Below are 24,834 nucleotides of genomic sequence, written 5' to 3'. Positions count from 1 at the left end.
GGATCTACCGGGGCGGGAGGCCTTGGTAGGTGCCGACCTTGGTCGGCACAAATGCATGCAGCATCGCGATCGGATGACTCGTGCCGACCAAGGTCGGCACCCACCAGGTCAGAGTCATGCGCCGACCAAGGTCGGCACCCACCAGGGCAGAGTCATGCGCCGAGCAAGGTCGGCACCCACCAGAAGCGACGGTGCTGCCTACGCCACGCGGCCGCGGCGGGCGCGCTCCAGGTGCACCAGCAGCAGCGAGATCGCCGCCGGGGTCATGCCCGGGATGCGCTGCGCCTGGCCGATGGTCTGCGGGCGCACACGCTCCAGCTTCTGCAGCGCTTCGGCCGACAGCCCGCGCACCGTGGCGTAGTCGAAGGCTTCGGCAATCGGCGTGGCTTCATGCCGCTGCTGGCGCTCGATCTCCTCGCGCTGGCGGTCCAGGTAGCCGGCGTACTTCACCCCGATCTCCACCTGCTCGGCCACCTTGCCGTCGGCCACGGCCGGGCCCAGCGACGGCACCTGCATCAGCTGCGCGTAGTCCAGCTCCGGGCGCTTGATCAGGTCCAGCACGTTGGTTTCGCGGCTGACCGCCACGCCGAGCGTTTCCTGCACTTCGCGGCCCAGCGCATTGGCCGGGGTCGCCCACAGCGCGCCCAGGCGTGCGCGCTCGGCGGCAACCGCGGCCTGCTTGGTCTCGAACGCGCTCCAGCGGCGGTCATCGACCAGGCCCATTTCGCGGCCGGCCGGGGTCAGGCGCTGGTCGGCGTTGTCCTCGCGCAGCTGCAGGCGGTACTCGGCGCGGCTGGTGAACATGCGGTACGGCTCGTTGGTGCCGTGGGTGATCAGGTCATCCACCAGTACACCCAGGTAGGCCTCGTCGCGACGCGGGCACCAGCCGTCCAGCCCGCGCACCTGGCGTGCGGCGTTCAGGCCGGCCAGCAGGCCCTGCGCGGCGGCTTCTTCATAGCCGGTGGTGCCGTTGATCTGGCCGGCGAAGAACAGGCCGTTGACCAGCTTGGTTTCCAGCGAGGCCTTCAGGCCGCGCGGATCGAAGAAGTCGTACTCGATCGCGTAGCCAGGGCGGGTGATATGCGCGTTCTGGAAGCCACGGATGCTGCGCACCATTTCCAGCTGCACGTCGAACGGCAGCGAGGTGGAGATGCCGTTGGGGTAGATCTCGACGATGCCCAGGCCTTCGGGCTCGACGAAGATCTGGTGGCTGGCCTTCTCGGCAAAGCGCACCACCTTGTCCTCGATGGACGGGCAGTAACGCGGGCCGATGCCTTCGATCTGGCCGCTGTACAGCGGTGAGCGGTGCAGCGCATCGCGGATGATCTGGTGGGTCTGTTCGGTGGTGTGGGTGATCCAGCAGCTGACCTGCTGCGGATGCTCGTTCACCGAGCCGAGGAAGGACATCACCGGCCGCGGCGTGTCACCGGGCTGTTCGTCCATCACGCTGTAGTCCAGCGAGCGGCCGTCGATGCGCGGCGGCGTGCCGGTCTTCAGGCGGTCCACCTGGAACGGGCGCTCGCGCAGGCGCGCGGCCAGCGTGGTGGCCGGCGGGTCGCCCATGCGGCCGGCGGCGTACTGGGTCGGGCCGACATGGATCTTGCCGGCCAGGAAGGTGCCGGCGGTCAGCACCACGGCCTCGGCGTCGAAGCGCAGGCCGGTCTGGGTGATGACCCCGCGCACGGCGTCGCCTTCGATGACCAGGTCATCGACGGCGGCCTGGAACACGGTCAGGTTGGCCTGGCCTTCGACGATGGCGCGGATCGCCATGCGGTACAGGTTGCGGTCGGCCTGGCAGCGGGTGGCGCGCACGGCCGGGCCCTTGGAGGCGTTGAGCGTGCGCCACTGGATGCCGGCGCGGTCGGCGGCATGCGCCATCGCGCCACCGAGGGCGTCGATTTCCTTGACCAGGTGGCCCTTGCCGATGCCGCCGATGGCCGGGTTGCAGCTCATCGCACCCACCGTTTCGATGTTGTGGGTCAGCAGCAGGGTGCGCACGCCGGTACGGGCCGCGGCCAGCGCGGCTTCGGTGCCGGCGTGACCACCGCCGATGACGATGACGTCGTAACGATGGAAGGACGGGTTCATGGGGGGGCTGTTCAGCTGGGGGCGGGCGCGGCCGGGGCGCCGCCGGGGTGGCGATTTTAGCGCCATTCGGGGCCGCGGCGCCGGCGCCCGCCGGCCGGCATCGAAATCAGCCCTAAAGTTGGCAGGATTTTTGCAGATAACCCAATAGCACCCACCGTGGCTGGCGCCGCAGGCGCCGGTGACCGGAATTGGAACAGGGGCCGGTACAGGCGCACGGTGGGGAAGCAGGGGGCCGGCAGTCGGGGGACTGTCCGGCCCTGTTTTTTTAGGGGGTTACCGGGAAAGCTCCATCCACGCATGGCGTGGATCTACGGATGCCTCCCCTCCCCAAAACAGACGGCCCCGCATTGCGGGGCCGTCTGCCTTCAGAGGTGCCGACATCCGACAGGGCCGGAACAGGGGGGATCCAGATGTTCCTGTCGGATATCGACGTAGAGCTTTTTGCGGCGGCCCGTGTCGTTTTTGTCACATTGTGACGCGGGCCGTCACTGCTCGCGTAGAGTGCGGCTTGGACCGTGTGAAATGCAAGATGGTTCAGCGCTCAAGTGTGCGCTGCGTCGCACGATCCATGTTGCGCCAAGGGGAGCCGTTCATCCTCGGCGCGCTCGGCGCCGGGGCTGGCCGGGCCTGAGGCGCGGGCGCCGACGGCTGCACGCTGGACTGCGGCGGGCGACGCATCGAGTCCATGTTCCGCCACGGCGAGCCACCGTTGTACGACGGACGCGACGGCGGCGGCGGGCGGTTCTCGCCACCGTTGCCAGGCGGGCGCGGCGGCGGCCGATGGTTGTGCGGCGGCCGGTAGATCGGGCGCGAGTAGTACGGATTGCCATAGCCGCCGTAATAGCCGCCATAGCCGCCGTAATACGGGTAACCATAGTTGTAGGGATAGCCGGCCGGGTAGCGGTACTCCACCGACGGCGCACCGTGGTAGTAGCCGCCGCCCCGGCCACCGCCGACGTAGTCGTAGGTGGCGCAGCCGGTCAGGGCCAGCATCAGGCCACCGGCAAGCATCAAGCGCATTTTCATGGTGGGTCCCCCCAGAGGACGGGTGTGCAGTCAGCTTCGTGCGCGGGCATTGAATCGGCCCTTAATTCCGCTGGCCAGGATGAATGGAGGTGAAGGGCTGCATGCTGGCATGACGTGTGCCCCGGTCGCCAGCGCGGGGGCATACGTTAATCTTGCGTCATGAGCGATTCACTGTTGCCCAGCGCCGAAGACGTCCTGCTTGCTGCCGCGAGGATCGCCCCGCATGCCAGCGTGACCCCGGTCCTGCGCTCGCACACGCTTGACGCGATGGCCGGGGCGCAGCTGGCGTTCAAGGCCGAACACCTGCAGCGCGGCGGCGCATTCAAGTTCCGCGGCGCCTGCAACGCGGTGTGGTCGCTCGATGCTGATCGCGCCAGTGCCGGCGTGGTCACGCATTCCTCCGGCAATCATGGCGCCGCGCTGGCCCTGGCCGCGCGTACCCGTGGCATTCCCTGCCACGTGGTGGTGCCCGAAGGTGCGGTGGCGGCCAAGCTGGCCAACATTGCCCGGCACGGCGCCACGCTCTGGCGCTGCCCGCCGACCATCGCCGACCGTGAGGCCACCTGCGCCAAGGTGCAGGCCGATACCGGCGCGACACTGGTTCATCCGTATGCGGACCCGGCGGTGATGGCCGGACAGGGCACTGCGGCGTTGGAACTGCTGCACAGCGACGGCCCGTTCGATGTGCTGGTGGTGCCGGTGGGCGGCGGTGGCCTGGCCAGCGGTACCGCGCTGGCGCTGCAGCATGCCAGCCCGCAGGCCCGGCTGGTGCTGGCCGAACCGGCCGGCGCCGATGACACCGCACGCTCGCTGGCCGCCGGCGCGCGCCAGGGCGCGTTCACCCCGGACACGATCTGCGATGGCCTGCGCACCCTGATCGGTGCGCCCAACTTCGAGCTGCTGCGCGCGGCGGGTGCGGAGGTGATCGTGGTCGATGACGCGGCGACGCTGGCGGCGATGCGCCTGCTGTGGGAGGTACTCAAGCAGGTGGTCGAGCCTTCCTCGGCGACCGTGCTGGCCGCGGTGCTGGCGCAGCCGCAGCGTTTTGCCGGGCTGCGCGTGGGCCTGGTGTTGTCCGGCGGCAATGTCGACCTGCCAGCGCTGCGTTGGGGGACGCCTTGAGCCGTGACCGGCAGCGGCATCGCACCGGCCTGCTGGGCTGGTTGTGGCGGCTGTTCGTGGTGCTGGTGATCTGGCTGCTGGGTGTGACCGCGTGGATCGTCTGGGTGGGCGAGCGTGACCAGGCGGCCAAGGCCGATGCCATCATCGTGCTCGGTGCAGCGGCCTATGACGCCAAGCCGTCGCCGGTGTTCGAAGAACGCATCCGCCATGGCCTGGATCTCTATGAGGCCCAGTACGCGCCACTGCTGATCTTCACTGGTGGCTATGGCGGCACCGGCGCGCGCTTTTCCGAATCGCAGGTGGCGCGGCGTTATGCGCTCAAGCATGGCGTGCCGGACGACGCGATCCTGATCGAGACCGCCTCGCGCAACACCGTGCAGAACCTGGTCGAAGCCAAGCGGTTGATGGATCAGCGCAACCTGCACCGGGTGATCATCGTCAGTGACCCGCTGCACATGGCGCGCGCGCTGCGGCTGAGCAAGGCGCTGGGTATCGATGCACTGGCCTCGTCCACGCCCAGCACGCGCTTCCGCAGTTTCCATACCAGCTGGCGTTTCCTGGTGCAGGAGATCTATTTCTTCCACCGCGACCTGGTGCGCCCGCCGCTGAGTTCACCGGCCAATACCTGAAGCGGAAGCCTGCTTCTGGTGGGTGCCAACCTTGGTTGGCACACGGCCGGCGGCACCGCGATCTGATGGGTTGTGCCAACCAAGGTTGGCACCTGCCAAAAAGCAGATTCGCGGTCGTTCGATCAGGTCTGCTTGCGCCGGATCGGAATCGCCGACACCGGTACCGAGGCCACGTCATGCCCGCCTTCGCGGATCGGGGCACCCGGGTCCGGCGCCCAGGCGTGGGCGTAGATCACTTCCCAGCTGCTAGGCAGCTTGCCGTCGGCGCGGCGCATCGGTTCGTATGCGGCGGCGGCCGCCGCGAAGCGGCCACGCCCGGTCAGCGTGTGGCGGCGGTCCGTCCGCGCGTTGGTGGCACCCATCGCGCGCAGCTCGCGCATCAGCGAGGGCAGATCGTCGTAGGTCAGGGTGAACAGGTCGCGGTCCAGCACCGGGTCGCGGAAGCCGGCCATCATCAGCGCGTCGCCGAACTGGGCAATCTGCGCGAAGCGGCTGACGTGCGGGCGATCGTCGGCGGCGGCGAAGGCTTCATTGAGTTCGACCAGCGTGTCCGGGCCGAAGGTCGAGCACAACAGCAGGCCGCCGGGCTTGAGCACGCGGCGGAACCCGGCGAACACCGCCGGCAGGTCGTCCACCCACTGCAGGCACAGGTTGCTGAAGATCACGTCCACGCTGTTGTCGGCCAGCGGCAGCGCGGCCGCATCGCCGCACAGGCGCTGGAACGGCTTCCACCAGCCGGCCTGGCGCTTGGCCTGGTCCAGCATCGGGAGTGCCACGTCCAGCGCGATCACCTGCGCCTTCGGCCAGCGCTTCTTCATCAGTGCACTGGCGTGGCCGGTACCGGCGCCGATGTCCAGCACCACCTCGGGCTTGCGTGCCTCCAGGTAGTCCAGCGACTCGATCAGCCGCGACTGCACCTCGCGCTGCAGGGCGGCGGCGGCGTCGTAGCTGTTGGCGGCGCGGGCGAACGCGCGGCGGACGTGGCGGGCATCGAAGTGGGACGGCATTGCGAAAGTCTCTTAGAACGTACCGGGGTAGGCGCCGCCGTCGATCAGCAGGTTCTGCCCGGTGAAGTAGCCGGCCTGTGCACTGCACAGGAAGGCGCAGGCGGCGCCGAATTCGTCCGGCGTGCCGAAGCGGCCGGCGGGAATCTGCTGGCGGCGGCGCTCGGCCACTTCGCCGGCGTCGCCGTCCTTGCCCGCACTGTGGGCGAAGTTGGCGCGCAGGCGGTCGGTATCGAACTGGCCGGGCAGCAGGTTGTTGATGGTGACGTTGTGGGCCACGGTGCGGCGCGACAGGCCGGCGACGAAGCCGGTCAGGCCACTGCGCGCGCCGTTGGACAGCGCCAGGATGTCGATCGGGGCCTTCACCGCCGAGGAGGTGATGTTGACGATGCGGCCGAAGCCGCGATCGATCATCGCGTCCACGGTGGCGCGGATCAGGGCGATCGGCGCCAGCATGTTGGCGTCCAGCGCGGCGATCCAGTCATCGCGCTCGAAGCTGCGGAAATCACCGGGCGGCGGGCCACCGGCATTGGTGACCAGGATGTCCACCTGCGGGCACGCCGCAAGCGCCGCAGCGCGACCGGCCTCGGTGGTGACATCGGCGGCGACCACGTGGACTTCAGCGGCGCCGGGCAGGGCACGCAGCTCTTCAGCGGCGGCCTGCAGGGCGGCTTCGCCCCGGGCCACGATCACCACGTTGACGCCCTCGCTTGCCAGCGCCCGCGCACAGCCCAGGCCCAGCCCCTTGCTTGCGCCGCAGACCAGTGCCCAGCGGCCGTTGATACCCAGATCCATGCGTCAGTCCTGCGCAGTTCGGAAGGCGCTCATTGTCCGCCATCGGCCGGTGACAGGCCGGCAACGAAGTGTTGCAGGGCGGCGGCGACCTCGTCGGCATGGCCGAGGAACGGCGCATGGCCGCCGTGGGCGACGGTCAATGCCTGACTCTGCGGGGCCAGCGCCGCAGCGGCCTGCATCGCAGCCGGCGACACCAGGCGGTCGCGCTGGCCGGCGATCCACAGGCTGGGTTTACCCAGGGCCGGAAGAGCGCCGCGCAGGTCGGTGTTTTCCAGCAGGCGCAGGCCTTCCAGCAGCGCACGTTCGGTGGGCGCACCGCGCTCGACCAGGCGCTGGCGCAGCGTGCGCAGCTCCTCGCGGGCGTGCGCCGAGCCCATCACGTCCAGTGCCAGGAAGCGTTCCAGGGTGCCGCCGAAGTCGGTGGCCAGCTCACGCCCGAACTGCTCGAACACCGCCGGTTCCACCGCATGCGGCCAGTCCTCGCCACGCACGAAACGCGGCGTGGCCGCGATCATCGCCAGCCCGCGCACCTTGGGCAGCGTCGCCGCCGCATGCAGTGCGAACAGCCCGCCCAGCGACCAGCCGCACCACACCGCCGGCGGCGTGGCCGCGGCAATGGCGTTGACCACGAACGGCAGGCGCAGCGGCGTGGTGTCGTTGCGGCTATGGCCGTGGCCGGGCAGATCGACCCGATGCAGGGTGAACCGGTCCGCCAGGCGCTGCACCAGCGGTGCGAACACACCGCCCTGCAGGGCCCAGCCATGGATCAGAACCAGGTCCAGCCCACGGCCGGTCACTTCAATATGCATGGGAAAACGGCAGCAGGCTCAGGCAAAGGCGGGCAGCGGTGGCGGGGCGCTCTCACGTGCGGCCAGGGCCACGTGGTCGCGCGCGCTGGCGATGGCGTCGACCAGGCCGCGCACCTGGTCCGGCGAGTGCAGCGCGGACAGGGTGACGCGCAGCCGCGCCTTGCCTTCCGGTACCGTCGGCGGTCGGATCGCGCCGACCAGCCAGCCGGCCTGTTCCAGCGCCCGCGACATCGCCACGGCCGAGTGGTCGTCGCCACACAGCAACGGTTGGATCGGGGTCTCCGAGGCCATCAGGTCCAGTCCGTGGCGACGCGCTTCGCTGCGGAACAGCGCGATCAGATCAGCCAGTTTGGAGCGGCGCCAGTGGTCGCGGCGCGCCAGGCGCACCGCTTCCAGTGCCGCCGCCGCCATCGCCGGTGGTACGGCGGTGGTGTAGATATAGGGGCGTGCGGTTTCGGCCAGATGCTCGATCAGGTCGTCGCGGCCCAGCACCAGGGCGCCGGAACCACCCAGCGCCTTGCCCAGCGTGACCAGCTGCAGCGGCACATCATCCACGCCCAGTCCGGCCGCCGCGACCGCGCCACGGCCATCACCGACCACGCCTACGCCGTGCGCGTCATCGACGTAGAACAGCGCCTGCTGCAGTCGTGCCACCAGCGACAGTGCACGCAATGGGGCGATGTCGCCATCCATGCTGAAGACACCATCGGTGGCCAGCATCGCCGCGCCATCAGGTGCGTGCTTGAGCTGACGCATCGCACCTTCCGCATCCAGATGCGGATAGCGGCGCAGGCGCGCGCCGGCAAGCCGGGTCGCATCCAGCAGGCTGGCATGGTTGAGCTTGTCCTGCACGCAGACATCGTTCTCTTCGCTCAACAACGCCTGCTGCACCGCCAGGTTGGCGGCGAAGCCACTGCCGAACAGCAGCGCACGCGGGTAGCCCAGCCACTCGGCCACCTCGCGTTCCAGTGCGTCGTGCATCGCGTGGTGGCCGCAGACCAGGTGCGAGGCACCGGCACCGGCGCCTTCGCGTGCGGCCGCGTCCTGCAACGCATTGACCACGCTGAACTGCTGGGCGAGGCCCAGGTAATCGTTGCTGCAGAAGCCGGTCAGCCACTGGCCGTCCACCTCCAGGCGCACGCCATCACGACGGCTGACCGTGCGTCGCGGGCGGCGACGCCCCTGGGCATCGCGCAGGGCGCGCTGGGCATGAAGGCGAGCGGTCAGGTCGGGGCGGGCCATGGCGGCTGAATGCGGCGACGGGGCGGCTAGGGTAGCGCGTTGCCGCGACGCCTGCCTGCATCCCGTCTCAGGCCGCGTGAGCGCAGCCGCAGCCGAGCGCATCGGCGCTGATGTCGGCGTGCACGGTGCCGCCGTGGTCGTGGCTCTCGGCATCCACCTGCACCGCCATCGGCTGCAGCCCCAGCCGCGCGAACAGGGCCAGGTCGCGCTCGCTTTCCGGGTTGCCGGTGGTCAGCAGCTTGTCGCCGTAGAAGATCGAATTGGCACCGGCAATGAAGCACAGCGCCTGCAGTTCGTCGCTCATGGCCTCACGCCCGGCCGACAGCCGCACCATCGAGCGCGGCATGGCGATGCGCGCCACGGCGATCATGCGCACGAACTCGAACGGGTCCAGCTCGGCACTGCCGTGCAGCGGCGTACCCGCCACCTGCACCAGCTTGTTGATCGGCACCGAATCGGGATGGGCCGGCAGCGTGGCCAGCGCCAGCAGCAGGCCGACCCGCTGCGCGCGCGTCTCGCCCATGCCGACGATGCCACCGCAGCAGGTTTTCAGGCCGGCGTCGCGCACGTGCTCCAGCGTATCCAGGCGGTCCTGGTACTGGCGCGTGTGGATGATCGAATCGTAGTAGTCCGGCGCGGTATCGAGGTTGTGGTTGTAGTAGTCCAGGCCGGCATCCTTCAGCGCACGCGCCTGTTCGCCACTGAGCATGCCCAGCGTGGCGCAGGTCTCCAGGCCCAATGCCTTCACCCCGGCGATCATCGCCGCCACCTTCGGGATGTCGCGGTCCTTCGGCGAACGCCATGCGGCGCCCATGCAGAAACGCGACGCACCGGCGGCCTTGGCCTGGCGCGCCTTGGCCAGCACCGCGTCGGTGTCCATCAGCTTCTGCGCGTTCACCCCGGTGGTGTAGCGCTGCGCCTGCGGGCAGTACGCGCAGTCCTCCGGGCAACCGCCGGTCTTCACCGACAGCAGCGTGGAGACCTGTACCTGCGACGGGTCGAAATGCTCGCGGTGGACCGCTGCGGCGCGGAACAGAAGCTCGGGGAACGGCAGATCGAACAGCGCCTGCAGTTCGTCGTGTTGCCAGTCGTGGCGGATGGCAGCAGCCATGGCGGGACCTTGGGTACGGATGGAGCGAGGGCGGCAGTGTGGGTGGGTGCGCCGGGGCTGTCAACCGGAATGTATTCAATATGGTTTACAGTGGCCGGTACGCGCGGCCGGGACACGCGTTGAAACTGATCCGGAAGGAGGCGGTGCGCGCTGCGCCGGCGATACACTCAGGCGTGCACATTCAATCGGGCCGCGTTGCAATGGACTCTCTCGACAGCTGGCTGCCGATCACCCGCGAAGAGCTGGAAGCCCTGATCGCGCGGCAATTGCAGGACTGCTCACCGGGGCACCGAGCCATCTTCGAAACGCTACGAGTGCCATTGCGTGCAATGCCACTGCACAGGCTGGGCACCATCGAGTCGGTGTGGGTGGTCGCACAACTGCCTGACGGGTTGCTGTACTACGAGGATGTCGAGGAGGGATTCGAGGTGGGTGCGCCCGGCGAGGACGGGGTACTGCCGGACCGGGGCTGTTCCCAGCTGGAGCTGACCCACGTTCTCCATCGTTTGGCGATCTGAACATCGGCGTTGCAGATCGTTGCATCTGTCCGGGCTTCGGGTGCGCTTCCCCGCAGTACCAGTGCATTTCACCGCATCCTGCAAGGCCTTCAGCCACAGTAGCCGCTGTCCGCCAGCGTTCGCAGCGTCCAGACTGCCCTGCATGATTGATCTTTACCGCCTCCGCGGCCGTATCACTGCGCTGGTCCTGAGCGAGGCCTGGCGCCGCCGCGCTGCGCTGTGGGGCGGTGCCGTGGCCGTAGCGCTGGTGGCGATCCTGTTCGCCAAGGCCAGTGATGCGGCCTTCCACCTGTTCCAGCGCATCACCTCGCACTCGCCGTGGTGGGCCCTGCTGCTCACGCCGGGGATCTTCGCGTTGCTGGCCTGGCTGACCAGTGGCGTGCTGAAGCCCACGCGCGGCAGCGGCATTCCGCAGGTCATCGCTGCGCTGGACAAGCCGGATGCATCGTTCCGGGACGCCAACCTTTCGCCCGCCGTGTCGGCGGGCAAGCTGCTGCTGACCTCGCTGTCGCTGCTGGGCGGTGCGTCAGTGGGGCGCGAAGGCCCGACCGTGCATGTGGGCGCCAGCCTGATGTACCTGTTCGGCCGCTGGTTCGGCTTCAAGGACCCGCGCGAGCTCTCGCACTTCCTGCTGGCCGGTGGCGCCGCCGGCATCGCCGCCGCCTTCAACACACCGCTGGCCGGCATCGTCTTTGCCATCGAAGAGCTCAGTGGCCGTTTCGAGCATCGCTTCTCCGGCACGCTGCTGACCGCCGTGATTGTCGGCGGCGTGGTGTCGCTGGGCCTGCTGGGCAACTACACCTACTTCGGCCATGTAAGTGCGCGGCTGCCGCTGGGCCAGGGCTGGCTGGCGATCCTGCTGTGTGGCGTGGTGGCCGGGTTGCTGGGCGGAGTGTTCGCGCGTGCGGTGCTGGCCAGTGCGGCGGGGCGTCCACGTTGGCTGGGTCAACTGCGGCAACGGCATCCGGTGCTGCTGGCCGCTGGATGCGGCCTGGTGGTGGTGCTGCTGGCGCTGGTCTTCGGTGAAGGCGCATTCGGTACCGGATATGAGCAGGCGCGCAGCCTGGTGCAGGGCCAGGCGCTGGTAGGCCACGAATTCGGGCTGATGAAGCTGCTGGCCAATCTGGCGTCCTATGTGGCGGGCATCCCCGGTGGCCTGTTCTCGCCGGCGCTGGCGGTCGGTGCCGGGCTGGGCCACAACCTGGCGGTGCTGATGCCGGGCGTGGACCCGCGCGCGTTCGTGCTGCTGGGCATGTGCGCCTACCTGACCGGTGTCACCCAGGCACCGCTGACCTCGGCCGTGATCTCGCTGGAGCTGACCGACAGCGGTGATCTGCTGTTGCCGATCCTGGCCACGGTGCTGATCGCCCGCGGTGTGTCCGGGCTGGTGTGCCGGGTGCCGATCTATCGTGGGCTGGCAGAGCTGTTGATGCCCGCGATTGCTGCACCGCCCGATCCTGCGAACCGCGAACACACGCGATAGCGGGAAGCGGCGCGTGAGGACGTGCTGCGTTCCGCTGCGTGATTCCGCATGCTGATGCGCAGTGGCGGACAGCGCCGACGCGGTGGCAGGCGGTTCACCGATGGCGGCGCTAGCGCTGGTAGAGAAAGCATGGGGCATGCCCATCCACCTCCTGCATGCGGCCGGTGCCGCCTCCCATGCGTTGCTGCGCATACTGCTGCCGCTGCGCTGCCTGGTCTGCAACGATCCCGGGCACGATGGCCTGGACCTCTGCGCCGCCTGTTTCGCGGAACTACCGTGGTCCGGCCGCGCATGCCTGCGCTGCGCATTGCCGCTGCCCGACACCGCGCTGATCGTCTGCGGCAGCTGCCGCGAAGAAGCACCGCCGCAGGCGGCAACCCATGCCAGCCTGTTGTACCTGCCACCGGTCGACCAGCTGCTGGTGCGTTACAAGTTCCATCAGGATCTGGCGGCAGGTCGGCTGCTCGCACAGCTGATGCAACGCACGCCCCCACCCTGGTCGTGCCTGCCATTGGTACCGGTGCCGCTGCACAACCGTCGCCTGCGCCAGCGTGGCTACAACCAGGCGGCCGAACTGTGCCGGCTGCTGTCGATGCCGGTCTGGAATGGCGTATACCGGCGCCGCCACACCGCGCCGCAATCCGAACGCAGTGCCGAACAGCGCAGGGAAAACCTGTTCGATGCGTTCGATGTGCGCGGGCAGGTGCCTTCGCGGCTGACCGTGGTCGATGACGTTATGACCACCGGCAGCACGTTGATGGAGATCGCCGAAACGCTGCGCTGCGTGGGTGCGGAAGAAGTGCGTGCGTGGGTATGCGCGCGGGTGCCGTGATCGCTCCCTTCATCGACAGGGGCTAGGATGAGCCAGGTTCCGGATCGAAGGAGTGGCCATGAATTCCCCCTTGTCTCCCTTGTTGTCGGCGGTCGGCCGTAGCTGGTGGATCCTGCTGTTGTATGGGCTGGTCGCGCTGGGCTTCGGCATTGTCGCCATCGGCTGGCCGCTGTCGGCGGCGATGGCACTGGCGTGGACGCTGGGCATAGTCGCCATCGTTGAGGGCGTCATCAGCCTGTTCGCACTGATCAGCGGTGGCAGTGGTGCTTCCCGTGGCTGGCTGGCGCTGTATGCCATCGCTTCGCTGGGCTTCGGCATCCTGGCGGTGATCAATCCGCTGGCCACCGCCAGCGTGCTGGTGCTGTTCCTGGCGGCGTGGCTGCTGGTGGCCGGCATCTATCGCATTGTGTTCGCGATCCGGGTGCGCAAGCAGATCCAGGGCGAGTGGTTGTTGATACTCAGCGGTGTGCTGGCGGTGGTGCTGGGCCTGCTGTTTGCGGCCAACCCGTACGCGGGCGTGGCGGTGACCACGCTGTGGATCGGCATCGGCAGCCTGCTCTACGGCCTGTTGCAGGTGCTGGTGGCGTTCAAGCTGCGGAAGCTGAAGTGAGGGCTGTGCTTCCGCTTCTGCTGGGGGCGGCGCTGGTGCTGAGCGGATGCGCGCCGGGTGCCATGCCCGATGCGTTGGAAGGCAAGGATCATGTGCCACGCCCCGGCGTGGACGTACGCCTGAGTGCGGTCGATGCGGCGGGCAAGGGTACGCCGGCGCAGTGGCAGGGCGAGACCCTCGCCCTGCGCGAGCCACCGATTGCCGGCAGCGCGGACATTGCCGATGTGCGCTATGTGCTGGATGAAGGCAAGCAGCCGGGCCTGCAGATCCGCTATCGGCGGGAGGCGCACCAACGCATCCACGATGGCACCGCAGCCCTGGTTGGCAAGCGCGCGGCGATCAGCGTGGACGGCCGCGTGCTGATGGTGGCGACCGTGCAGGGACCGTTCGGTGAATCGATGATGCTGAGCGGGCTGTCCAGCGTTGCCGAAGCCCAGGCGCTGGCCAGGCACATCACTGGAGAATGACGGGCACGCCAACACCCCGCGCTGCGCGCGGAGGTCGACCCAGGTCGACCGCTACCGGGCGAAGCGGGCCTCGATCTCTTCCAGCGACTTGCCCTTGGTCTCCGGAAGCCAGAATGCGGCTACCAGGAAGAACACAAAGGTGCATGCCGCCCAGAACACGAACATGCTGGCGTAGCCGTAGTGGCCCACCGTGGGCAGGAAGATCGCGGCGATGGTGGTGGACACGAACTGGTTGATCAGCAGCGCGATGCTCATGCCGTTGGAGCGGATGCGGTTGGGCATCAGCTCCGACAGCGCCAGCCACACGCAGACGCCGGGGCCGACCGCGAAGAACGCGACGAACACCAGGATGCAGGCGGCCACCGCCCAGCCGTGGGCCGGCGGCGGCACCGGGCCGATGCGTGCCTGCTCGATGCGCAACGGTGCCTGCGCGGCCTTGGCCGGGTCGGCGAATGGGTTCAGATGCAGTTTGCGGAAGAACGAGCCGATCACGCTGTCCGGCTGCACGGTGCCGGTGCGCTCGATGCGCAGTTCGCGGTCGGTCAGGTTGTCGCTGCGCAGGGCGCGCACATTGGTGAAATCGCCATAGGCGTACGACACGGTCAGCTGCAGCGGCCGGCCTTCGCTGTCGATGCCGGCGCCCAGGCGCTGCCACTGCGTTTCATCCAGCACCAGCTGCAGGCCATCGCCGCTGACCGCCGCCTGCAGCTGCGGCTGCACGTCGGTACGGCCGCGTTCGGCCTGGAAGAACAGGGTCGCGGCGGCCAGCAGGGCCACGCAGATACCGCCGCTGCCGAACATCAGCAGGAACTTGCGGCCCTTGCGATCGACCAGCAGCAGCGCGACCACGGTCATCACCGCATTGAGCAGCTTGATCGCCACGTCGGCGCCGTTGGCCACCGAGCCGGACAGGCCGGCCTGATTGAGGATGTTCACCGCGTAGGCCAGCACCGAGTTGATGCCGGTGGCCTGGGTGCAGGCCAGCACCACGCAGGCGAGCAGGAACGGCACCACGTAGCGGCGGCTGAGCAGCGGGTCGCGCTTGCCGCTGCTGCTGCTCGATTCCGGTGCCTGGATCTGCGCCAGCGTGGTCTCCACCTGCGCGGCCGGCAGCACGCGTTGCAGGCTGCGGCGGGCGTCGTCCACACGGCCGCGGCGCACCAGCCAGCGTGGCGACTCGGACAGCCAGAAGATGCCGGCGCAGAACAGCAGGCCCGGCGCCAGGCAGGTCCAGAAGATGGTGCGCCAGGCGTGGTCCTTCACCGTGAACAGTTCCTGCGCCTGCTGCGCGACCGGCAGTGAGCGCACGGCTTCAGCGGCGGCGTCGACTGCATGTGCGTGGTACAGGCCGATCAGCGCCGCCAGCACCAGGCCGATGGTCAGCAGCAGCTGGAACATGGCCGCGCCGCGCCCGCGTCGTTCGGGGCTGAGTACTTCGGCCAGGTACAGCGGAATCACCACGCCGATCAGGCCGCCACTGATGCCCTGCAGCAGCCGGCCGAGCAGCAACGGCGTGTAGCCCGAGGCCAGCGCCATGATCGGAATCGACGCGGTGAACAGCAGGCCCGCCAGCAGCATCGCGCCGCGGCGTCCGATCAGGTCGGCCACCATGCCGGCAAACAGCGAAGACAGCACGCTGCCCAGCAGTACCGCCGCCACGACGAAACCGAGCTGCTGGCTGCTGAGTTGCCAGGCGTGGCTGGCGGTGGCTTCGAGATAGGGCAGGGCGCCTGCGATGATGCCGATGTCGATGCCGTACAGCAGGCCGCCGAGGCCGCCGATGAAGAGCAGGTAGCGTACGGGCCAGCGCGGGGCGGTGGGTGCAGTCATCGGCATATTCCCAGGAGGCGTTTCGGTGCGGATTGCTTTCGTAGAGTCGAGCTTGCTCGACTGACCGCGCAGGGCGCGGCAGAGCAGTCGAGCAAGCTCGACTCTACAAAGGCGGTGCGTCAGGCATTTCCGGCGTCAAGGAGCGGCGGTACGTCAGGTGTTCCAGGCGTCAGGACGGGCGGCACGTCAGGCGCTTGCAGCGTTCAAATCGACCACGTGCCCGCCGACCACCACCTGCTGCAGGCGCAGCTCGGCGTCCAGCACCACCAGGTCGGCGCGGGCGTCGGGCGCGATGCGGCCGCGATCGCCCAGGCCGAGGTAGTCGGCCGGGAAGGTGGAAACGCGTTGCGAGGCGTCAGCCAGCTCCAGGCCCACCTGCACCAGGTTGCGCAGCGCCTGGTCCATGGTCAGCGCGCTGCCGGCCAGCGAACCGGTCGCCAGGCGCACGCAGCCGCCGCACTTGTGCACGCGCTGCTCGCCCAGTGCGTATTCGCCATCGGGCATGCCGGTGGCAGCGGTGGCGTCGGTCACCGCATACAGGTGCGGGATCGCGCGTGCGGCCAGCCGGATCACGCCGGGGTGGATGTGCTGCAGGTCGGGAATGATCTCGGCGTACTGCGCATGCGCCAGCGCCGCCGCTGCGATGCCCGGGCGATAGTGATCGACACCGGTCATGCCGTTGAACAGGTGGGTGAAGCCGGAGGCGCCGGCCTGCAGCGCGGCCACGCCTTCCTCGTAGGTACCCGCACTGTGACCCAGCTGAACGCGGATGCCCATCGCTGCAAGCGCGGGAATCAACGCGGTGTGCTCGCCGATCTCCGGCGCCAGCGTCATCACCCGGATCGGCGCGAGTGCATGCAGCTGCTGCACCAGGGCCAGCGTCGCTTCGATGGTGCGGTTGGGCTGCGCGCCCAGCCGTTGCGGGCTGATGAACGGCCCTTCCAGATGCACGCCGACGATGCAGGCCGCCTCGGCATCGGGCGCCGCCATGGTGGTGGCCACACCCTGCAGCGCATGCTCGATTTCGTCCAGGCCGGCGGTCATGGTGGTGGCCAGCAGCGTGGTGGTGCCGAAGCGCAGATGGGTGCGGGCAATGGTGCGCGCCACGTCGCCGCCCTGCATCAGGTCCACGCCGGCCGCGCCATGCACATGCAGGTCGATGAAGCCGGGCAGGATCACCGGCAGCTGCAGATCGTCAGCACCGCTGTGGTCGTCCACCTGCAGCTGGCGCACGTGCGAATCGAAGTGGACATGGCCGCGCCGCCAGCCCAGCGGGGTGAGGATGCGGCCATGCAGGGAACGGGTGTCGGTCATGCGGTGGGCTCGGCGATGATCACTTCGATGCCCAGCCGTTGCAGTCCCTCGCGGGAGGCGTCGTCGATGCCGGCGTCGGTGATGATGGTGTGGATCTGATCCAGCAGTGCGATGCGGTGCAGGCTGACGCGGCCGAACTTGGAGGCATCGGTCAGCACCACGATGCGGCGCGCGCGCTCGACCATGCGGTGGTTGAGGCGGGCTTCGGCTTCGTCGTGGGTGGTCAGGCCGAACTGCAGGTCCAGGCCATCCACGCCCAGGAACAGGGTGTCGAAGCTGTACGAGTTGAGGCTGGCTTCGGCCTGGCTGCCCTGCAGCGACAGCGACTGCTGGCGCAGCAGGCCGCCGGTCAGCAGCACGTTGATGCCGGGTGCATTGGCCAGTTCCCAGGCGATGTTCAGGCCGTTGGTCATCACCGTCACGTCGCGCTGTGTGCGCAGGTGGCGGGCCAGGGTCATCGTGGTCGAACCGGAGTCGATGATGATGTTGTCGCCGGGGCGCACCAGGCGCGCGGCGCAGGCGCCGATTGACTCCTTCAGCGGCAGGTTCAGCGCGTCCTTCTCGTGGATGTCCTGTTCCTGCGGCGGCGTGCGCACCAGCGTGGCGCCGCCGTGGGTGCGGTTGGCCAGCCCCTGCGACTCGAAATGGGTCAGGTCGGCACGGATCGTCACCGCCGACACGCCGAAGCGCTCGACCAGATCGGCCACCTGCACCGAGCCATGCTCGATCAGCAGCTGCAGGATCTGTTGCCTGCGGGAGCGGGTGTTGCGCATGGCCATCTCTCGGTGTCGTCAGGAAAGGTAGAGATTAGCCGTTCGCAAGAACGGAGGTGGCCGAACTTTCGTTCTGCTTGCGGTGGCCGGCCTGGTTGGCACTGCAGGCGCGGGCGTACTCGCCCAGGCACAGGCCGATGCGGTGCTGCACCAGTGCGGTGGGCGTGTTGGCCAGGGCGCCTTCGCGCACGGCACGGTACTGCTCCGGCAGGTACTGGCTGAGCAGCACCAGTGGCGGCGCGTGCTGTTCCAGGTTGGCGAACAGGGTCTGCACGGCCTGCACCAGCGCCGGCTCGCCCCAGTAGTAGCGGCAGCGGTCGCTGAAGGAGTAGCTGCGCAGCAGCCGCAGTGCGGCGTCATCGCCCTGGTAGTAGGACTGCCAGTACTTCGGCTGCGCCACCATCACCTCGTCCAGCACCTGCGGCAGGCGCGAGCATCGCGCGGCCGGCAGCAGTTCCGCTTCGATCGCAGCCAGCGCGAACAGCGCTTCGCGAAAGGCGAAGGTGGCGGCCGGGCCGACCTTGAGGATGGCGAAGTGGTCGCGCACCAGTGCGTGCAGGCCGCTTTCGCGCTGGTAGTCGGTGGAGTGCGCTTCGAACACGATGCGCGGCTGCTGTTCGAGGAAATCGGCCAGCGTGCCAGCGGCGGCGGCATCGTACTCGTGCACGCTGCTGTGGTCGAAGTCCACGCCCGGCTGCACCACCATCGCGATCACGCGCTGCCAGGCATCGCGCAGCTGCGGCGTATCGAACGCCTGCTGGTGGATGGCCAGGGTCTGCGCGGCGGCCGCGGGCGTGGTCACCTGCAGGCCTTCGGCCAGCGAGGCTTCACCACCGGGAATCGGCACTTCGGTACCGATCACGTAGACCGGCGGTGGCAGGCCACGCTCGGCGGCGGTGCGCTCGGCGATCTCCGCCAGCTCGGCCGAGCGCGCGGCGACGATGGCATCGGGCAACGGCACCGGGTCGTCGGCACAGGACATGCTGCAGTCCAGATGGATCTTGTGGAAGCCGGCGGCGACGTAGGCCTCGATCAGCACACGGGCGTGGGTCATCGCTTCGGCGGCCGGGCGCTTCTGCCAGGCATTCGGGCCAAGATGATCACCGCCCAGGATCAGCCGCTCGCGCGGGAACCCTTCTTCATCTGCCAGCGTGCCGACGTAATCGCGGTACTGCGGCGGGGTCATGCCGGTGTAGCCGCCGAACTGGTCGACCTGGTTGGAGGTGGCCTCGACCAGCAGCACGGTGCCGTGCGCCATCGCCACGTGCATGGCGGCGCGCAGCACCTGCTCGTTGCTGCAGCAGACGCTGTACAGGCCGACGTTGGCACCGGCGCGGTGGGAAGCAAGCAGGGTCTGCAACGGGGACATGGTCAAGCTCCGGACATCAGGAAAACGAGGGGTGGCAGGCGAGCAGGGCAGCACCACGTGCGCCGCCGGCATCGCCGAAGCGGGGCGGCACGATCGGGGGTACCTGCACGCCGTTGAACAGATGCGCCGATACGGCGGCCGGCAGTTGCTGGTACAGCGGCGCGTACTGCGAGAGGCCACCGCCAAGCACGATCACGTGCGGGTCCAGTGCCAGCACCAGCGCGGCCAGGCTGTGGCCGAGCAGGTCGCGGTGGATGTCCAGCGCCTTGCGCGCACGCGTATCGCCGGCCTCGGCGAGTGCGATCACCGCGCTGGCGTCGGTGGCGCTGCCACCCAGGTGGCGTTCGATCATCGCCAGCCCACTGCCGGAGACGTAACGCTCGACGCAGCCCTGCAGGCCGCATGCACAGTCGATCAGCGGCAGGCCATGGCGCTGCAGCAGGTGGCCGGGCACGCTCCAGTGGCCCCATTCTCCGGCCAGGCCGTTGAAGCCGGACAGCAGGCGGCCGTGCAGGCAGAAACCACCACCCGCACCCGTGCCGAGGATGGCGCCGAACATACTGGGGTAGCCATCGGCGGCGCCGCCGTGCGCTTCGGAAAGGGCAAAGCACTGCAGGTCGTTGCCGAAATGCAGTGGGCGCTGCAGCCGGGCCTGCAGATCGGCGGCGACGCTGTGGCCGGTCAGCGCCGGCACGTTCGCACTGAGCTGGCGACCGGTGCGGCGATCACGCACGCCGGGCAGCGCGATGCCGATGGCGGCGTCGTTGCGGCCCAGTGCAGCATCCGCATCGGCCACCAGCCCCAGCATGGCCTGCAGGAAGCCTTCATAGTCGCCCTGCGGCGTGCTGACGCGGCGGCGCCAGGTGACCTGCATCGCCGCATCGCACGCCACCAGCTCGATCTTGGTGCCGCCGATGTCGATGCCGTAGCCGGCGTGGGCGATCAGCTCAGCCATGGTGGATGGTGACGCCCTTGACGACGCGGTTGACGGTGCCGTCCGGGAACGGATTGTCCGGGGTCAGCCCGAGTGCGGCCGAGCGCTGCAGCGCGAACAGCTGCGCAAAGCCCAGCCACACCGGCGCCAGCCACGGGTCGTCCAGTGCCGGCACGGTGAGGGTGTATTCGTCTTCGGCACCGATATCCGAATGCGGGCCGATCGCCAGCACCTGGCCGGCCACGCCGTCGCGACGCAGTTCTTCCAGCAGGTCCTGCTCGTAGCGGCGCGCCAGCGGCTGCACGCTGCGCAGTACCACCACCAGCGTGTTGCCATCCAGCGTCGATTTCGGGCCGTGGCGGAAGCCCAGCGGCGTGTTGGCCAGCGCCAGCACGCGGCCGGCGGTCAGCTCCAGCACCTTCAGCGCGCACTCGCGGGCCAGCGCTTCCAGCGGGCCGCTGCCGAGGTAGATGATGCGGTTGAACGAGCGCTGCGCCAGCGCGGCGACCGGCGCATCCCACTGTGCCTGGCCTTCGCGGGCCAGCGCTGCGATCTGCTTCAGGCGCGCGATGCGCGCGTCCCACGGCGAGCGGTCGAATACGGTCAGCGCGGCCAGCAGCATGCAGGTCAGGCTGCTGGTCATCGCGAATGCGCGGTCGCAGCTGGCCGACGGCATCAGCAGGGTGCAGGTGTCGGCGCGGCCGGCGCCGCGGCGGGCCAGCTCGCCATCGGCGTTGCAGGTGATGTCGAGGAAGCGCGCGTCAGCCACGTCGCTGCGCACGCGGTCCACCGCCGCCACGCTTTCCGGGCTGGAGCCACTGCGGCCGAACGAGACCAGCAGGGTCGGGCGGTCGCGCTGCAGGTACAGCGCCGGGTGGGTCAGCAGGCTGGTGGTATGCACCACGCGCACGTCGGCTGGCCACTGCGCGTTGATCGCGTCGGCCACCATCTCGGCGATGAAGCCGGAGCTGCCGGCGCCGGTGAACAGCACGCGCTGGCGGGGATCGTTGAGGCTGTCGCCGAGGAAGGCCTGCAGGCGATCGCGGGCACGCGACAGATCCTGCGCAAGGGCTTCCCACAGCGCAGGCTGCTGGGCGATTTCGGTTGCGGTATCGGCTCCGCCCAGGCGCTGCCAGGCGGACACATCGGAAAGCAGGGTGACGTCCATTCGGAGGTTCCAGTTGGGCCAGCGCACCATCTGTGTTTTCTTTCGAAATGTCAAATACCGAAAGTAAAAAGAAAGAAAACGTGATGCCGTGTTTGCCTTGAGCTGGACGTGCGGGAAAACGAAAGAAGAGGCTGGATGCCGTATCGCACAATGCTTAACAGGCAGCTGCAAGCGCTTACACAAAGTATTGCGACGCAACAACTTTCGTTTCAATGGAATATATCTTCCTTTTTCCTTTCAATTTGTTGACATCTTTCGAATCGCTGCCCTAGAGTCGGCCCAACCGCTTTCGAAACGCCCGGTGAACGGGTTGGGAGTCCGCGTGGAAAACTGCGTTCGTCGCTCGCCGCTGCTGCTGGCCCTGTTGCCGGCGCTGATGCTGGCATCCCTGCCGGCCCGGGCAGAGCCGGTCGGCAACCTGCGTTCGGTGGCCGCCAGCAACGGCCGCGACGGCGTGCAGGGCTGGGACCTGCAGACCGACAAGGGCGCGCGCATCCGCATCGAACTGCCGGCGACCGACATCATCCGCGTGCAGGCCGGCCGCAATGGCACGCTGACCGGCGCCGGCGACAAGGCCGCGCCGATCGTACTGCCGCAACCGAAGGCGAACGTAAAGGCGCAGCTGGAAGAAGACGCGCAGGAAATCCGCGTGCGTACCGATGCATTGGTGCTGCATGTGCAGCGGCAGCCGTTGCGCCTGCGCCTGGAGCGCCTGGACAACGGCCAGCCCACCGCCTTGTGGCAGGAACTGCAGCCGCTGGACCTGGATGCCACGCAGAGCGTGCAGGTGCTGTCTTCGCGGGCCGATGAAGGCTATTACGGTGGCGGCCAGCAGAACGGCCGTTACCAGTTCAAGGGCCGCGAGCTGGAGGTGTCCTATTCCGGCGGCTGGGAAGAGGGCGACCGCCCCAGCCCGGCACCGATGCTGCTGAGCAGCCGCGGCTGGGGCATGCTGCGCAACACCTGGAGCGATGGCAGCTACGACCTGCGCCAGCCCGATCAGGCCACGCTGCTGCACCGCGAAGATCGCTTCGACGCCTACTATTTCGTCGGCGCGGACCTGCCGAAGCTGATCGAACGCTACACCCAGCTGACCGGCCGCCCGAACATGGTCGCGCGCTGGGCGCTGTCCTATGGCGATGCCGATTGCTACAACGACGGCGACAATGCGAAGAAGCCGGGTACCGTGCCCGAGGGCTGGAGCGACGGCCCGACCGGCACCACCCCCGACGTGATCGACAGCGTGGCCAAGCAGTACCGCGCGCACGACATGCCCGGTGGCTGGATCCTGCCCAACGATGGGTATGGCTGCGGTTACAAGCAGTTGCCGGAAACGGTGAAGGGCCTGGCCGGCTACGGCTTCCGCACCGGCCTGTGGACCGAGAACGGCGTCGACAAGATTGCGTGGGAAGTGGGCAAGGCCGGCAGCCGCGTGCAGAAGCTGGACGTGGCCTGGACCGGCAAGGGCTACCAGTTCGCGATGGACGCCAACCGCCAGGCGTTCAACGGCATCCTCGACAACTCCGATTCGCGCCCGTTCCTGTGGACGGTGATGGGCTGGGCCGGCATCCAGCGCTACGCAGTGGCCTGGACCGGCGACCAGAGCAGCAGCTGGGACTACATCCGCTGGCACGTGCCGACCCTGGTCGGGTCGGGCCTGTCCGGCATGGCCTACGCCAGCGGTGACGTTGATGCGATCTTCGGCGGCAGCGCCGAAACCTTCACCCGCGACCTGCAGTGGAAGGCGTTCACCCCGGTGCTGATGGGCATGAGCGGCTGGTCGTCGAACGCACGCAAGCACCCGTGGTGGTATGACGAACCCTATCGCAGCATCAACCGCGATTACCTGAAGTTGAAGATGCGCCTGACCCCGTACATGTACGGGCTGGTGCACGAGGCCGCGCAGACCGGCGCGCCGCCGGTGCGTGGCCTGATGTGGGACAACCCGCGCGATCCGCACGCGCAGGATGAAACCTACAAGTACCAGTTCCTGCTCGGGCGCGACCTGCTGGTGGCGCCGGTATACCGCAGCCAGGCGGCCAGCCGTGGCTGGCGACGCGACATCCATCTGCCGGCCGGCGGCTGGATCGACTACTGGGATGGCCGTCGCGTGCAGGCCAGTGCCGACGGCCGCCAGCTGGACCGTCAGGTGGACCTGGCCACGCTGCCGGTGTTCGTACGTGCTGGTGCGATCCTGCCGATGTACCCGTCGATGCTGTTCGACGGTGAAAAGCCGCTGGATGAGGTGACGTTCGACCTGTACCCGCAGGGTGATTCGCAGTACACGCTGTACGAAGACGATGGCAACACCCGCCGTTACCAGCAAGGCGAGTCGAGCACGCAGGTGATCCGCGTGCAGGCACCGGCGCAGGGCAGTGGCCCGGTGCAGGTGCAGATCGATGCGGTGCAGGGCCAGTACAACGGCCAGCTGGCGCAGCGTCGCTATGGCCTGCGCGTACTCAGCCGGCAGGCGCCGCGTGCGGTGCAGGCCGGCGGTCGCGCGCTGCCGGCGCTGGCGGATGCCGCCGCCTTCAACACTGCGGCCGAAGGCTGGTACTTCGACGCCCAGGAGCGCCGCGGAACGCTGCATGTGCGCACAACCGCGCAGGACATCCGCCAACCGCTGCAGCTGCAGCTGGACTTCGCGGTAGCCGCTGCCGTCGCCGATGATGCCTACCCCGCCGCGCCGGTGCTCGGCCGCGAACTGCCGGCCGACAGCCTGCTGGTGGTCAACCGCCCGGCCGAAGAGCCCGGCCATGCGCTGGAAAACGCCTTCGACGATGATCCCGCCACCTGGTTCCGCAGCGTGCGCAACCAGGCCGTGCGCACCGGTGCACACGAGTGGGTGATCGGCTTTGGCGAGCGCAGGATGATCGATGGCATCGACATCGCACCGCGCAACGACAAGAACTGGAAGCACGGCCAGGTGCGCGATTACGAGGTGTACCTGGGCGACAGCAATGGCGAGTGGGGCGAGCCGATTGCCCGTGGCCGCCTGCAGCTGAAGGAAGGCGTGCAGCGCATCGACTTGCCGGCGCATGCCGGTCGCCTGCTGCGGTTCCGCGTGCTGAGCGTGCAGAACCCGGAGGGCGACGGCGCCAGCAGCACCGACCCGATGGTCACCGCAGCGCAGGGCAGTGCCCGCGCCTTCGATGCGCTGCAGCCGCGCGACGTCGGCCCGATCGCGCTGTCCACCTTCCACATCCTTGAGCACCAGGAACCGGAGCGACCGGCCCGGCAGCGCTATCTCTCCGAGCTGCCGGTGCCGGCCGCGCTGGCCAGCCAGGTGCGCGCCGACCAGTCGTTCCGTGGCGATGCCGGCATGCGCATGAACGGCCTGCAGTTCCGCCGTGGCCTCGGCGTGGCCGCCAACAGCCGCATCGACCTGCGCCTGCAGGGCGGCTGGCACCTGCTGCGCGCCGACCTCGGCATCGACGATGCGTGCCGCACTGCCGGTGGCCTGCAGTTCCAGGTCTGGGGTGACAACCGCCTGCTGTACGACAGCGGCCTGGTGAAGGCGCCTGGCGTGGTCAAGCCGGAGCTGGACATCCGCGGCCTTTCTACCCTGAGCCTGCGCACGCTGGGTGCGCAGGGCAGCCAACCCGCCCAGGTCTGTGCCAACTGGGCCAACGCCGTGCTGATCGGCCAGGAGGGCGACTCCGCCAGCATCGTCGCCCCATGACCGCCTCGTAACACCGCTCCTCCCCCCG

At 68.7% G+C, this 24,834-nt stretch carries 21 protein-coding genes; 8 read left to right on the top strand and 13 right to left on the bottom strand.

Annotated features, from left to right (window positions below; genetic code table 11):
• Nucleotides 1-198 precede the first annotated feature (198 nt).
• Both mnmG and N440_RS17180 read right to left on the bottom strand, forming a co-directional pair.
• A complete protein-coding gene (mnmG, locus tag N440_RS17190) occupies nt 199-2,088 on the bottom strand; it encodes a tRNA uridine-5-carboxymethylaminomethyl(34) synthesis enzyme MnmG (protein ID WP_133935849.1) in 1,890 nt (629 codons plus the stop codon).
• 534 nt (nt 2,089-2,622) lie between these two features.
• Nucleotides 2,623-3,114, bottom strand: a complete 492-nt coding sequence (locus N440_RS17180; RefSeq protein ID WP_040006928.1) for a hypothetical protein — start codon at nt 3,112-3,114, stop codon at nt 2,623-2,625.
• Nucleotides 3,115-3,273: 159 nt separating this feature from the next.
• Between N440_RS17180 and N440_RS17175 the strand changes: the two genes are divergently transcribed.
• Both N440_RS17175 and N440_RS17170 read left to right on the top strand, forming a co-directional pair.
• Nucleotides 3,274-4,236 (top strand): pyridoxal-phosphate dependent enzyme, encoded by a 963-nt coding sequence (locus N440_RS17175; protein WP_133935848.1) that lies wholly within the window; start codon nt 3,274-3,276, stop codon nt 4,234-4,236.
• Nucleotides 4,233-4,865, top strand: a complete 633-nt coding sequence (locus tag N440_RS17170) for a YdcF family protein (RefSeq protein WP_006475275.1) — start codon at nt 4,233-4,235, stop codon at nt 4,863-4,865. Before N440_RS17175 ends, N440_RS17170 begins: the two co-directional genes overlap by 4 nt.
• A gap of 122 nt (nt 4,866-4,987) precedes the next feature.
• On the opposite strand, the gene bioC is transcribed toward N440_RS17170, so the two are convergent.
• From bioC to bioB, 5 genes are all read right to left on the bottom strand, one after another.
• Nucleotides 4,988-5,872 (bottom strand): malonyl-ACP O-methyltransferase BioC, encoded by an 885-nt coding sequence (bioC, locus tag N440_RS17165; protein WP_133935847.1) that lies wholly within the window; start codon nt 5,870-5,872, stop codon nt 4,988-4,990.
• A 12-nt stretch (nt 5,873-5,884) separates the two neighbouring features.
• The gene (locus N440_RS17160; protein WP_133935846.1) at nt 5,885-6,664 is read right to left on the bottom strand and encodes an SDR family oxidoreductase; all 780 of its coding nucleotides are present in this window, start codon (nt 6,662-6,664) and stop codon (nt 5,885-5,887) included.
• A gap of 29 nt (nt 6,665-6,693) precedes the next feature.
• Entirely contained in the window at nt 6,694-7,473 is a 780-nt protein-coding gene (bioH, locus tag N440_RS17155; RefSeq protein WP_133935845.1) for a pimeloyl-ACP methyl ester esterase BioH, read from the bottom strand.
• Nucleotides 7,474-7,491: 18 nt separating this feature from the next.
• Nucleotides 7,492-8,715, bottom strand: a complete 1,224-nt coding sequence (gene bioF / locus N440_RS17150) for an 8-amino-7-oxononanoate synthase (RefSeq protein WP_133935844.1) — start codon at nt 8,713-8,715, stop codon at nt 7,492-7,494.
• Between the two features lie 67 nt (nt 8,716-8,782).
• On the bottom strand, nt 8,783-9,826 hold the full coding sequence (gene bioB, locus N440_RS17145; RefSeq protein WP_133935843.1) for a biotin synthase BioB: 1,044 nt from the start codon (nt 9,824-9,826) through the stop codon (nt 8,783-8,785).
• Nucleotides 9,827-9,945: 119 nt separating this feature from the next.
• Here bioB and N440_RS17140 point away from each other — a divergent pair, with 119 nt between their 5' ends.
• The 5 genes from N440_RS17140 (at nt 9,946) to N440_RS17120 (ending at nt 13,736) form a co-directional block, all read left to right on the top strand.
• Nucleotides 9,946-10,344 carry a hypothetical protein gene (locus N440_RS17140; protein WP_238581834.1) on the top strand — a complete coding sequence of 133 codons (399 nt, stop codon included), beginning with the start codon at nt 9,946-9,948 and terminating at the stop codon, nt 10,342-10,344.
• Between the two features lie 142 nt (nt 10,345-10,486).
• Nucleotides 10,487-11,827, top strand: coding sequence for a chloride channel protein (locus tag N440_RS17135; RefSeq protein ID WP_133935842.1), 1,341 nt, complete (start codon nt 10,487-10,489; stop codon nt 11,825-11,827).
• Nucleotides 11,828-11,963: 136 nt separating this feature from the next.
• On the top strand, nt 11,964-12,659 hold the full coding sequence (locus N440_RS17130) for a ComF family protein (protein WP_133935841.1): 696 nt from the start codon (nt 11,964-11,966) through the stop codon (nt 12,657-12,659).
• A 58-nt stretch (nt 12,660-12,717) separates the two neighbouring features.
• Nucleotides 12,718-13,269: an HdeD family acid-resistance protein gene (locus N440_RS17125; protein WP_133935840.1), complete on the top strand. Its 552-nt coding sequence runs from the start codon at nt 12,718-12,720 to the stop codon at nt 13,267-13,269.
• Entirely contained in the window at nt 13,266-13,736 is a 471-nt protein-coding gene (locus tag N440_RS17120; RefSeq protein WP_133935839.1) for a hypothetical protein, read from the top strand. The genes N440_RS17125 and N440_RS17120 overlap by 4 nt, the downstream gene beginning before the upstream one ends.
• A 51-nt stretch (nt 13,737-13,787) precedes the next feature.
• On the opposite strand, the gene N440_RS17115 is transcribed toward N440_RS17120, so the two are convergent.
• The 6 genes from N440_RS17115 to N440_RS17090 all read right to left on the bottom strand — a co-directional run bounded on the left by N440_RS17115 (nt 13,788) and on the right by N440_RS17090 (nt 21,124).
• The gene (locus N440_RS17115) at nt 13,788-15,566 is read right to left on the bottom strand and encodes an MFS transporter (RefSeq protein ID WP_133935838.1); all 1,779 of its coding nucleotides are present in this window, start codon (nt 15,564-15,566) and stop codon (nt 13,788-13,790) included.
• 186 nt (nt 15,567-15,752) lie between these two features.
• Complete coding sequence (nagA, locus tag N440_RS17110) at nt 15,753-16,880, bottom strand: N-acetylglucosamine-6-phosphate deacetylase (protein ID WP_133935837.1); 1,128 nt, start codon at nt 16,878-16,880, stop codon at nt 15,753-15,755.
• Nucleotides 16,877-17,653 (bottom strand): DeoR family transcriptional regulator, encoded by a 777-nt coding sequence (locus tag N440_RS17105; protein WP_049458368.1) that lies wholly within the window; start codon nt 17,651-17,653, stop codon nt 16,877-16,879. The genes nagA and N440_RS17105 overlap by 4 nt, the downstream gene beginning before the upstream one ends.
• 34 nt (nt 17,654-17,687) lie before the next feature.
• The gene (locus N440_RS17100; RefSeq protein ID WP_133935836.1) at nt 17,688-19,022 is read right to left on the bottom strand and encodes a D-tagatose-bisphosphate aldolase, class II, non-catalytic subunit; all 1,335 of its coding nucleotides are present in this window, start codon (nt 19,020-19,022) and stop codon (nt 17,688-17,690) included.
• A gap of 16 nt (nt 19,023-19,038) precedes the next feature.
• The gene (locus N440_RS17095) at nt 19,039-19,977 is read right to left on the bottom strand and encodes an ROK family protein (protein WP_133935835.1); all 939 of its coding nucleotides are present in this window, start codon (nt 19,975-19,977) and stop codon (nt 19,039-19,041) included.
• Nucleotides 19,970-21,124 (bottom strand): SIS domain-containing protein, encoded by a 1,155-nt coding sequence (locus N440_RS17090; protein WP_133935834.1) that lies wholly within the window; start codon nt 21,122-21,124, stop codon nt 19,970-19,972. Before N440_RS17090 ends, N440_RS17095 begins: the two co-directional genes overlap by 8 nt.
• 322 nt (nt 21,125-21,446) lie before the next feature.
• Between N440_RS17090 and N440_RS17085 the strand changes: the two genes are divergently transcribed.
• Nucleotides 21,447-24,806, top strand: coding sequence for a TIM-barrel domain-containing protein (locus tag N440_RS17085; protein WP_133935833.1), 3,360 nt, complete (start codon nt 21,447-21,449; stop codon nt 24,804-24,806).
• Nucleotides 24,807-24,834 lie beyond the last annotated feature (28 nt).

This window comes from Stenotrophomonas sp. CC22-02 (assembly GCF_004365115.1).
Taxonomy (GTDB): Bacteria; Pseudomonadota; Gammaproteobacteria; order Xanthomonadales; family Xanthomonadaceae; genus Stenotrophomonas; species Stenotrophomonas forensis.
Note: the sequence above shows the minus strand (reverse complement) of the source record. Positions and strands in the feature narration are given on the sequence as shown.

Excerpts from the sequence above, each read along its gene's own strand:
- mnmG (WP_133935849.1), bottom strand. The coding sequence starts at position 2,088 with ATGAACCCGTCCTTCCATCGTTACGACGTCATCGTCATCGGCGGTGGT.
- N440_RS17180 (WP_040006928.1), bottom strand. The coding sequence starts at position 3,114 with ATGAAAATGCGCTTGATGCTTGCCGGTGGCCTGATGCTGGCCCTGACC.
- N440_RS17175 (WP_133935848.1), top strand. The coding sequence starts at position 3,274 with ATGAGCGATTCACTGTTGCCCAGCGCCGAAGACGTCCTGCTTGCTGCC.
- bioC (WP_133935847.1), bottom strand. The coding sequence starts at position 5,872 with ATGCCGTCCCACTTCGATGCCCGCCACGTCCGCCGCGCGTTCGCCCGC.
- N440_RS17160 (WP_133935846.1), bottom strand. The coding sequence starts at position 6,664 with ATGGATCTGGGTATCAACGGCCGCTGGGCACTGGTCTGCGGCGCAAGC.
- bioH (WP_133935845.1), bottom strand. The coding sequence starts at position 7,473 with ATGCATATTGAAGTGACCGGCCGTGGGCTGGACCTGGTTCTGATCCAT.
- bioF (WP_133935844.1), bottom strand. The coding sequence starts at position 8,715 with ATGGCCCGCCCCGACCTGACCGCTCGCCTTCATGCCCAGCGCGCCCTG.
- bioB (WP_133935843.1), bottom strand. The coding sequence starts at position 9,826 with ATGGCTGCTGCCATCCGCCACGACTGGCAACACGACGAACTGCAGGCG.
- N440_RS17135 (WP_133935842.1), top strand. The coding sequence starts at position 10,487 with ATGATTGATCTTTACCGCCTCCGCGGCCGTATCACTGCGCTGGTCCTG.
- N440_RS17130 (WP_133935841.1), top strand. The coding sequence starts at position 11,964 with ATGCCCATCCACCTCCTGCATGCGGCCGGTGCCGCCTCCCATGCGTTG.
- N440_RS17125 (WP_133935840.1), top strand. The coding sequence starts at position 12,718 with ATGAATTCCCCCTTGTCTCCCTTGTTGTCGGCGGTCGGCCGTAGCTGG.
- N440_RS17115 (WP_133935838.1), bottom strand. The coding sequence starts at position 15,566 with ATGACTGCACCCACCGCCCCGCGCTGGCCCGTACGCTACCTGCTCTTC.
- nagA (WP_133935837.1), bottom strand. The coding sequence starts at position 16,880 with ATGACCGACACCCGTTCCCTGCATGGCCGCATCCTCACCCCGCTGGGC.
- N440_RS17105 (WP_049458368.1), bottom strand. The coding sequence starts at position 17,653 with ATGCGCAACACCCGCTCCCGCAGGCAACAGATCCTGCAGCTGCTGATC.
- N440_RS17100 (WP_133935836.1), bottom strand. The coding sequence starts at position 19,022 with ATGTCCCCGTTGCAGACCCTGCTTGCTTCCCACCGCGCCGGTGCCAAC.
- N440_RS17095 (WP_133935835.1), bottom strand. The coding sequence starts at position 19,977 with ATGGCTGAGCTGATCGCCCACGCCGGCTACGGCATCGACATCGGCGGC.
- N440_RS17090 (WP_133935834.1), bottom strand. The coding sequence starts at position 21,124 with ATGGACGTCACCCTGCTTTCCGATGTGTCCGCCTGGCAGCGCCTGGGC.